Origin of the sequence: Rheinheimera sp. (genome assembly GCF_020217005.1) — a bacterium.
In the GTDB taxonomy this organism is placed as follows: domain Bacteria; phylum Pseudomonadota; class Gammaproteobacteria; order Enterobacterales; family Alteromonadaceae; genus Pararheinheimera.
Genome location: NZ_JAIWOI010000119.1, coordinates 1 through 10,000 on the forward strand (window position 1 = coordinate 1; position 10,000 = coordinate 10,000).

Here is a 10,000-nt window from a genome sequence, read left to right on the forward strand (position 1 = left end):
CATAATCCAGCTGCAATGCGGTCATTCTGTCCTGCAGACAACGGCCTAACTGCCCGCTACCCCCTAAAATAAGACAACTCATCGAAGATTCAACTCACTTAAAGTGCCTGCATTTGCATCTTTTGCAGATAACAGAGGAGCTTTAATAGGCCAGTCGATAGCGAGTTGAGGATCATTCCAGGCCAGACAACCTTCGTCCTGCGGAAAATAATAATCTGTGCACTTGTATTCAAAATCAGCAAAATCAGACAACACCTGAAAACCATGAGCGAAACCAGGCGACACCCAGAACTGACGTTTGTTTTCTTCCGATAAAATAACGCCTTCCCATTGCCCGAAAGTTGGCGAACCCGGCCTGATATCTACTGCAACATCATAAACTTCACCACGAACAACCCGCACTAACTTGCCTTGTGGCCGGGTTTTCTGAAAATGCAGCCCACGCAATACCCCTTTGGCTGAGCGGGAATGATTATCCTGGACAAAAAGTTGAGTAATGCCGGTTTCTTGCTGATAACGCTGCTGATGAAAACTTTCCAGAAAAAAGCCGCGGTCATCACCAAAAACTTTAGGTTCAATAATAAGGCAGCCATTCAGCCTGGTTTTAATAATGTTCATTTGTAACCTTGCAACACTTTTTTCAGATAAGCACCGTAACTGGTTTTGGCAAGCGATTCAGCCTGACGCAGCAACACTGTTTCATCGATCCATTTATTCCGGAACGCAATCTCTTCAAGGCAGGCTACCTTCAGGCCCTGACGCTGCTCTATAGTCTGGACAAAATGCCCTGCTTCCAGCAAAGAGTCATGAGTGCCTGTATCCAGCCAGGCAAAACCGCGACCAAGCAGGCTAACCCGCAACTTACCTTGTTGCAGATAGCTCATGTTCACGTCAGTGATTTCAAGTTCACCACGGGCTGAGGGTTTGATCTGACGGGCAATATTGACCACATCGTTGTCGTAAAAATACAAGCCCGTTACCGCATAATTAGAAGCCGGAACAGCAGGCTTTTCGACAATAGACAAGGCCTTGCCCGACTCATCAAAAGACACCACACCAAAACGCTCAGGGTCGTTCACATGGTAGCCAAAAATTGTGGCGCCTTCTGTCTGCTTTGCAGCAGCAATCAGTTTGTCGGAAAAATGCTGACCATAAAAAATATTGTCACCAAGCACCAGGCAGACGCTGTCGGAACCGATAAAAGACTCCCCAATGATAAAAGCCTGAGCCAGACCTTCAGGTTTAGGCTGCACAGCGTAACTTAAGTGGATACCAAAGTTACTGCCATCCCCCAACAACCGATGAAAAGCACTGGCATCTTCTGGTGTAGTTATAATCAGAATGTCCCGGATCCCTGCCAGCATCAGAACTGACAGAGGGTAATAAATCATCGGCTTATCATAAACAGGCAACAGCTGTTTTGAGGTTGCTATGGTAATAGGATGCAGCCTGGTTCCTGAGCCACCGGCCAGAATTATACCTTTCATTCGGATGACTCTCCTTGTCCTAAACGTTGCAGCTGATAACGGCCATCTACTACCTGACGCCACCAGTTTTCATTGTCCAGATACCAGCGAACTGTTTTTCTCAGGCCAGTTTCAAAACTTTCCTGTGGCGTCCAGTTCAGCTCTCTGGCTATCTTGCTGGCGTCTATGGCGTAACGTAAATCATGGCCAGGTCTGTCAGCCACATAGGTAATCAAATCCTTGTAAGCTGCTACCCCTTCAGGTTTTGCCGGTACGAATTCTTCCAACAGTTCACAGATCGTACGCACCACTTCAATATTGGTTTTTTCGTTGTGGCCACCAATATTGTAGGTTTCACCCACCTGTCCTTTCGAGACCACCTGATACAAAGCTCTGGCATGGTCTTCCACATATAACCAGTCCCGGATTTGCAAGCCTTTGCCATACACAGGTAAAGGTTTTCCTGCCAGGGCATTCAGTATCACTAGCGGGATCAATTTTTCCGGAAAATGATAAGGGCCATAGTTATTTGAGCAGTTGGTTAACACTACGGGCAAACCATAGGTGCGATGCCAGGCTCTGACTAAATGATCACTGCTGGCTTTACTGGCTGAGTATGGGCTGCTGGGAGCGTAAGGTGTTGTTTCGGTGAATAAATCGTCCGTGCCATGCAGATCGCCATAGACTTCGTCCGTTGAGATATGATGAAAACGAAATGTACTGCGTTGCTCTGCTTCCAAGCCGGACCAGTACTTACGGGCGGCTTCCAGCAATACGTAGGTGCCCACTATGTTGGTCTGAATAAAAGCTGCAGGACCATCAATAGAGCGGTCGACATGGCTTTCAGCAGCCAGATGCATCACGCAGTCAGGCTGATGGCTGGAAAAAATCTCTGCAACTTTGGCCGCATCACAAATGTCAGCCTGGACAAAAATGTAGCGCTCATTGCTGTCGACACTTTGCAACGACTGGAGATTACCGGCATAGGTAAGTTTATCCAGATTGATCACTGTGTTGTCTGTGTGCTGGATTAAATAACGGATCAGTGCCGAACCAATAAAACCGGCACCACCAGTAACCAAAATTTTCATAACCTTCAACCTGACTTAAAAAACAACCTGTCAGACGAATCAGCCACATGCCGATAGCCTGACATCAACTATACCCGTCGTATTTGAAACAGCAGCTTTGTTGACTGCACTCTCTCGAGCCAGTCACGCAGTGAGTCTATGCGCCCGGAGTCTCGAAGGCTTGTCGCCGCCCTGCAACTTCAAGTTTCCTGGGTATAAACACAGCTCACACTCAGCTTTATGCTAAAGGAGGTCAGAGCCTGATATCTGCTTCTTCTGAGCTCAAAACATACTTAAGGTCATACAGGACATGAACAGGTTTGGCAAAGGCTCTGATCTTTTGTGCGCCTAAGGCCCGGAACTCGTTGTGTGCCACGGCAACAATAACAGCATCGTATTCACCGGTTTTTGGCGCCTGCACAGGAGTGATACCATATTCATGCTGAGCTTCTGCCGGGTCGACCCAGGGATCGTAAACATCCGCATCCATGCCGTATTCTTTCAGTTCGCTGACTATGTCTACAACCTTGGTATTTCTGACATCAGGGCAGTTCTCTTTAAAAGTCAAACCTAACACCAACACCTTGGCACCATTGACATGAACGCGGCGCGCTATCATAGCTTTCACCAGTTGGCTAACCACATAACGTCCCATACTGTCATTGATTCTGCGGCCCGCCAGTATAACTTCGGGATGGTAACCAATAGACTGAGCTTTATGAGTCAGGTAATAAGGGTCGACACCAATACAATGACCGCCCACTAAACCCGGTCTGAATGGCAGGAAATTCCACTTAGTCCCGGCCGCCAGTAAAACTTCTTCAGTATCAATATTCAGTTTGTTGAAAATCACCGCCAGTTCATTGATCAGCGCAATATTTAAATCGCGCTGAGTGTTTTCAATCACTTTGGCTGCCTCGGCCACTTTGATTGAACTGGCTTTATGGGTACCGGCCACAATGATAGAGCGGTACAACTGGTCAACAAATTCAGCTACTTGGGGAGTCGAACCTGAGGTCACTTTTTTTATACTGGTAACTCTGTGCTCTTTATCACCCGGATTAATACGCTCAGGGCTGTAGCCAGCGAAAAAGTCAGTGTTAAAGGTTAAGCCGGATACCCGTTCTACCACAGGAATACAATCCTCTTCCGTGGCACCAGGGTAGACAGTGGATTCATAAACGACGACATCGCCCTTTTTAATCACTTTACCTATAGTTTCGGACGCTTTGATCAAAGGAGTTAAATCAGGCTGACGATGCTCATCTATCGGGGTTGGTACTGTCACAATAAACACTGTCGCCTTACCCAAAGTCTCAATATCGGAACTGAACTTTAATAAAGTGGATGATTTCAGTTCTTCAGAACAGACTTCAAGCGTGTGATCCACGCCGGCGTTAAGCTCCTTTATCCGGTGTGTATTGATATCAAAACCAATAGTCTGATACTTCTTACCGAACTCAACAGCCAAAGGCAAACCTACATAACCCAGGCCAACAACTACAATTGTTACATCGTTTAAATTATTCATTTTTACCACCACAACTAAGGTCTTCCTGACTTGTACACATGCCGGAATAACACTATCAAACAAGAAAACATAAAGCCTAGGATGACCGAAGCGACAACAATAAGCGCTCTCATAGGCTTAGCTTTCATTTCCGGAACTACTGGAGGATCTATGGTTTTAAACACATACTCACTGCGGACGTTAGCCAGCATCTTGGTTTTCATCTGCTCTTCTACTAAAGAGAACAGCGTCGCCTTAACATCCGCTATATTGGTTTCTTCAATTTGCTTGTTCAGATAGACAATACTGCGTTCTGCTTCACGCAGATCCCGCTGCCTTATTTCTTCATTAATATCTTTGATTAACAAGCTCAGCCACTGCGCAGCCAATTCAGGCGAATAATGCTCCAGACTGACTTTGATCATTTTAGTCAATTTATCCTGGCTAATTGAAAAGTTATCCATAAACGCATCGTGAGCTTCGAGTAAGGAGGGCTCGGGCTGAAAAGGCGGATTCACTTTACGTACCCAGGCTTTACTCTGAACATCATAGAGTTCAGGGTCAAACAACAATGCATTTGAACCCCTGTCCCAACCAGAGGTGGCCATCAATGGCACCAGCAAGTTGTGCCGTTCGACAAAACGACCGATAAAATCTCTCGACTTAATCAGCTCTAAACCCAGCGCTGTATTGTCTGTAGCACCACTGCCGCCCAGATTTAAACCAGCCATAGCGGCCAGGCCACCCAATTGGCCAGGTATATTCAATCCAGACTTTTCAGTGGCCGGAGTCAACACAGCCTCACTCTTGTACACATTCGCCAGACTCAATGAGTACAGCACTGAAAGCACTGCAAAAACTGCAGTGACTAACATAATGAACCATTTCCCCCGCCAGATGATCCTGAGCAGGTCGCTAAAGTCCATTTCATCTGACGCCGTATGAGTGCCGTCGTTATTTTTATCTGTCATTTTATTCTCTATCCTGAACCATCATTCCAAAGTGAATTTTGCTGCAGTTAAGTCAGCTTAGAAACTGTTGATTGCGGCCAACGCAACAGCACTTTGGTAGAAAATCTGTGTGATTGCAGTCCATACAGACAGACTATCTTTGAACTCGGTATCCAAAGGCACCACTATAGTGTCTCCGGGCATCAGCTTATCTTCGCTGATACTAAACCAGGATTTCTGGCCAGGCATATATACCGAACCATCAGCGCGGATCACATACACCCGTTCTTCGTCAGCGCGTTTACGGAAACCACCAGAAAGGTCAAGATAATCCTGTAAAGACAGACCCTTTTTAAACCTGTGGCTGGCAGTATGTTGTACTTCACCCACTACTGCTATTGAGGTATTAGTTGGCGGAACAAAAAGCTCATCACCGTCCTCAGCCATCAGGTCAAATTCAGTCTCGCCGTTCATAATACCTTCGAGATTTACCACCAAACGCCCTACAGGCTTGGTTTTCTCAATTTCAGCAATCAACATCATGGAATCTTGTGGAGATATAGCGTTCGCTTCAGCTGTTAGTGAACGGGACGCTATATCCGCTCTGAGTTGTTGGGCTAACTTACGGATTTGTTCTTCTTCACGTTCTTTGGTTTGTTTCCGGGTAAAAATGGCGCCCTCTGCTGAGGCGGTACTTTTTAAACCACCAGCGCGGGTTAAAATACTGGCAAGCGTTTCGCCTTGCTGGATAGTGTAAATTCCAGGAAAACGTACATGACCATAGATCCGGAACTGACGTTTTATGTTCCAGTTCGGAATAGAAAACACGTTCAGCGCATCGCGGCTCATCAGGCTAAATTCCTGTTCTTCTTTCACCGCTTTGGTTAAGTCAATATTAAAATGCGCAACCTGCATATCTGCATCAACAGATTCCTGAGTAGCGCGGGTTAATTCAGCACGTTGTAAATAAGCGCTATCTTTCAAACCACCAGCAGCTTCGATCAGCTTTTTCACTGAAGCCCGTTCAGGTAACGGATACTCACCTGGTACTTTAACTTCACCAGTCACCGAAAACAGCTTCGGACCTGTCACCAGTGAACTTCTGGATTTCAATTTGTTAAGTACAGGCAGTAGTAACTCTTTGCGGCTCAAATGCGGTGTTTTCGCCAGAAAATCAGGATTTGAAAACAAGGCGTTCAGCAGAGTGTTCAGTTCCATCACCAGCCAATTTTGTTCGGAACTCATGTCCTCTTCAGCAAAAGCAGGTGGTAATTCTTCACGCTTTTGTTTTTCTTCCAGCAGCATAAAGGCCTGATCGGTCAAAGCTTCGTAATTGAGTTTAGGTTCTGGCTTCTGTGCTGTTAACTGTGGCTCTGTTGCAACTGGTTCAACTGGCTTTTCCGCCTGAGGTTTAAACTGCTCTGATTCTGCAAGTTTTTCGCGGAAATACAAATCCAGTTTGGCTCTTTCAAAACTCTGGTTTTCCTGATGGAAGACCAGAATAAGGTCACGGGCTGACAACCGAAGATTGTCTGCCGACATTGGTTCTGTAATGGCTTGACCAAGATTAAACTGCAATACCTTGAGATCGCCAGCGACACTCTCTTCACGGATAATCAAGGCATAATCTAAATCAGCTGAAATATGTAAATCAGACCATAATGAAGTCAGCAGATCATTCACTCTCAAACCGTCACGCCAGGCGTAATGTCCTGGACGTACTACAGCACCTGCGATAGTGACGGCATTTTCAACACGGGTAGAGGTTCCGCCTACTCGCAATACATCCCCTTGCCTGACCATCTGGCCAAGACCTGCAGCGGCAGTCAAATCCAGATTTAGTAAATCACGCACGTTCTTTGAGTTGACTCGTTCCAGCACTGAACCCTGAGGATAAGCCGTTGCTTTCAGACCTCCGGCCATTGCCAGTAATTTAGCTACAGACTCACCCGGCATCACTTCATAAATTGCCGGGCGGTGCACTTCTCCTGAAACCTCAGCCAGAGCTTTAACCGGAGCAACAAAAACAACGTCACCGGATTGCAATTGCAAGTCGTTACGGGCATCGCCTTTTAATAGCAGATCATAGATATCGAAAGTAACTACAGTAGCGCCATTGCGTTTTACACTCACTTCACGCAGGCTGCCTATATCACTGATACCACCAGCCCGGGTTAAAGCCTGAGTGACGGTGGAAAGCGCTGGCACATTATAGCTTCCAGGCTTTTTAGCTTCACCAGCGACAAAAATGGTAATAGTTTTTAGCTCGCCCATACTGACGGCCACATCTACACCTAAAATTTGTTTTTTAATCCGGTCTGCAATCAGCGCTTTCGCTTCAGAAAAGGTAAGGCCTGCAACAACAACAGGTCCCAACTCAGGTAGCACTATGGTGCCGTCTCTTTCAATTAATAAAGACTCGCTGGAGCTCTGTTTACCGAAGATTTGTACCAGTAACTCGTCACCTGCCCCTAAAACATAAAAGTCAGGGACCGGAATAGAGGAATTGTCAGCTCTGTCACTTTTACCACTAAAAAGTGCGAGACCAAAACGTTGTGGCCCTTTGGTTTTTTCTTCGGTTTTATTGAAGTCGTTTTGCCAATTGTCTTCTGTGTCCTGATAGGCAAAAGCTTCAGAGTCTGCTGATTCTTTTGTTGTGGAGCTTGAATCCCGGCGATTCAGATCCGAGGAACTTAAACCATATTGCTTCATCAGCCTTTGCTGCTCTGCTTTCGGCAACTTTTTTAACTGAGCAATCATCGCTGGTGAGGCGGTAGTTGCAGCGTAGCTAAGGTTAACGAAAGCGCACAACAAAAAAAGACCGATAATTTTATTAATAGTTCTGATCACAATCAAACTCCAGATTGAAGACTTCAGGCACCACAGAAACTCCACTATTCTGTGTAACTGCCTGTATCATGCCACAGGCAGCCATACCAAAGGGCCAGCATTTTACACATAACCGGGTTATCTTAGCGAGTAAAAATCTGTAATACCACCCAGTGAAGAACAAAGCCAAAAAGCAATGGTCACGCCTGATTAATTACCAACCGAAGCGTTATTTTTTACATACCATGGCATAGCGACCGCTATCCCCTGCCCTATAGTATGACTTGGTTCGTAGCCCAGCTCAGACCTGGCTTTACCTATGTCAGCCTGAGAATGTCTGACATCTCCGGCCCTGAAATCACGATATACAGGTTGTTTTGTGTAGTCGACACCCTCAGCCTTTAAGCTGGTTGCAATAGCATGGAACAATGTGTTTAAGCTTGTTCTGTCTCCCACTGCTACGTTATACACCTCACTTTTTTCAGGGCTACTCAGTGCCGCCAGAATATTTGCCTGTACCGCATTGGCCACGAAACAAAAATCCCTGCTGGTTTCTCCATCGCCGTTAATGGCGACATCTTCACCAGCAATCATTGCTGCAGTCCACTTAGGGATCACTGCAGCATAAGCACCATGTGGATCCTGACGTGGGCCAAAAACGTTAAAATAACGCAACCCTACCGAATTGAAGCCATAGCAGCGTGAAAACACATCTGAATAGAGTTCATTGACATATTTAGTCACCGCATAAGGAGATAGCGGATTGCCTATATTCGCTTCCTGTTTAGGTAACGCGGGATGGTCACCATAAGTGGAACTGGATGCTGCATAAACAAAACGACTCACTTTATGTTCTTTGGCCGCAACCAACATATTTAAAAAACCTGAAATGTTGGTTTCATTGGTTGCAATAGGATCATTAATAGAGCGTGGTACTGAGCCTAAAGCCGCCTGATGCAATACATAATCGACGCCCTCGCAGGCATTCAGGCAAGCTTGAGGATCTCGGATATCTGCTTCGATAAACCTGAATTGTTGCCATAACTCAGCACCAACAATCTGCTGAACCTGAGTCAGGTTATGCTGTTTTCCGGTAGAAAAATTGTCCAGTCCTACGACTTTTTGCCCAAGTTTTAGCAGCGTCTCTAACAAGTTAGAGCCAATAAAACCAGCACATCCGGTGATTAACCAGGTTTTTGGAGCACGGATCAATTGTTGTTTAGCGTGTTCAAAAGCAATCATGTAATTTTCTTATTATCTGGTCTTTATAATTAGTTCGTGATCAAAGTACGGATAGCGGCAATAATTCTGCCACAAGCCTTACCATCGCCATAAGGATTATGCGCAAAGCTCATCTGCTCATAATAAGCCTTGTCTGTCAGCAAGCGACTGACCTCTCTGACTATCACAGCAGCGTCAGTTCCGACCAGCTTGACCGTACCAGCAGCTACAGCCTCGGGACGCTCTGTGGTGTCCCTCATCACCAGCACAGGTTTACCTAAAGAAGGCGCCTCTTCCTGAATACCTCCAGAGTCTGTTAATACAAGGGTACTGCGGCTCATCAGATAGACAAAAGGCAGATAATCCTGAGGTTCAATCAGGTGCACATTGGAAGTATCACTTAATAAGCGAAACACAGGTTCCCGCACATTAGGATTTAAATGTACTGGGTAGACCACATCTGTATCCGGAAATTGCTGAGCTATTTGTTTTAAAGCGGCACAAATTTGTTCAAAACCAGAACCAAAACTTTCTCTTCTGTGTCCAGTCACTAACACCATACGCCGGCCATTTAAAGCATAAGGAAACTGCTGTTCAAATTTTGTTGTCAACTGCGCGTCTGCATCAATTTTTGCCACCACCTGATGCAGCGCGTCTATCACAGTGTTTCCTGTGACAATAATATTGGCAGGATCCGTATTTTCGTTCAGCAAGTTCTGCTTCGAAGTATCAGTTGGCGCAAAATGCAAACGGGTTAACGCACCTGTTAATTTGCGATTGGCCTCTTCCGGCCATGGACTATAAATATTGCCGGTACGAAGACCAGCTTCGACATGACCTACAGCTATCTTTTCATAATAACAGGCTAAAGCGGCAGCAAAAGTTGTACTGGTATCGCCATGCACCAGCACTATATCCGGTTTAAAATCGCGCAATACAGCTTTAATGTTTAGA

The 10,000-nt window shown here is 45.8% G+C and carries 8 protein-coding genes; all 8 read right to left on the reverse strand.

The genetic code is table 11. The features are described 5' to 3' along the window. Positions 1–78: 78 nt before the first annotated feature. Positions 79–618 (reverse strand): dTDP-4-dehydrorhamnose 3,5-epimerase, encoded by a 540-nt coding sequence (gene rfbC, locus LDL40_RS05760; protein ID WP_300994235.1) that lies wholly within the window; start codon positions 616–618, stop codon positions 79–81. Further along, complete coding sequence (gene rfbA, locus LDL40_RS05765) at positions 615–1,487, reverse strand: glucose-1-phosphate thymidylyltransferase RfbA (protein WP_300994236.1); 873 nt, start codon at positions 1,485–1,487, stop codon at positions 615–617. Before rfbA ends, rfbC begins: the two co-directional genes overlap by 4 nt. Beyond that, entirely contained in the window at positions 1,484–2,557 is a 1,074-nt protein-coding gene (rfbB, locus tag LDL40_RS05770) for a dTDP-glucose 4,6-dehydratase (RefSeq protein ID WP_300994237.1), read from the reverse strand. The genes rfbA and rfbB overlap by 4 nt, the downstream gene beginning before the upstream one ends. A 232-nt stretch (positions 2,558–2,789) precedes the next feature. Further along, positions 2,790–4,067 (reverse strand): Vi polysaccharide biosynthesis UDP-N-acetylglucosamine C-6 dehydrogenase TviB, encoded by a 1,278-nt coding sequence (gene tviB / locus LDL40_RS05775; protein WP_300994238.1) that lies wholly within the window; start codon positions 4,065–4,067, stop codon positions 2,790–2,792. Positions 4,068–4,081: 14 nt separating this feature from the next. Further along, positions 4,082–5,017 (reverse strand): Wzz/FepE/Etk N-terminal domain-containing protein, encoded by a 936-nt coding sequence (locus LDL40_RS05780; RefSeq protein ID WP_300994239.1) that lies wholly within the window; start codon positions 5,015–5,017, stop codon positions 4,082–4,084. 57 nt (positions 5,018–5,074) lie between these two features. After that, on the reverse strand, positions 5,075–7,846 hold the full coding sequence (locus LDL40_RS05785) for an SLBB domain-containing protein (RefSeq protein ID WP_300994240.1): 2,772 nt from the start codon (positions 7,844–7,846) through the stop codon (positions 5,075–5,077). A 189-nt stretch (positions 7,847–8,035) separates the two neighbouring features. Beyond that, positions 8,036–9,067 (reverse strand): SDR family oxidoreductase, encoded by a 1,032-nt coding sequence (locus LDL40_RS05790; protein ID WP_300994241.1) that lies wholly within the window; start codon positions 9,065–9,067, stop codon positions 8,036–8,038. A 29-nt stretch (positions 9,068–9,096) separates the two neighbouring features. Then, a partial coding sequence (wecB, locus tag LDL40_RS05795; protein WP_300994242.1) for a non-hydrolyzing UDP-N-acetylglucosamine 2-epimerase occupies positions 9,097–10,000 on the reverse strand: 904 nt, incomplete at its 5' end.

Coding starts and splice junctions, on each gene's coding strand:
- rfbC (WP_300994235.1), bottom strand. CDS start 618: ATGAACATTATTAAAACCAGGCTGAATGGCTGCCTTATTATTGAACCT.
- rfbA (WP_300994236.1), bottom strand. CDS start 1,487: ATGAAAGGTATAATTCTGGCCGGTGGCTCAGGAACCAGGCTGCATCCT.
- rfbB (WP_300994237.1), bottom strand. CDS start 2,557: ATGAAAATTTTGGTTACTGGTGGTGCCGGTTTTATTGGTTCGGCACTG.
- tviB (WP_300994238.1), bottom strand. CDS start 4,067: ATGAATAATTTAAACGATGTAACAATTGTAGTTGTTGGCCTGGGTTAT.
- LDL40_RS05780 (WP_300994239.1), bottom strand. CDS start 5,017: ATGACAGATAAAAATAACGACGGCACTCATACGGCGTCAGATGAAATG.
- LDL40_RS05790 (WP_300994241.1), bottom strand. CDS start 9,067: ATGATTGCTTTTGAACACGCTAAACAACAATTGATCCGTGCTCCAAAA.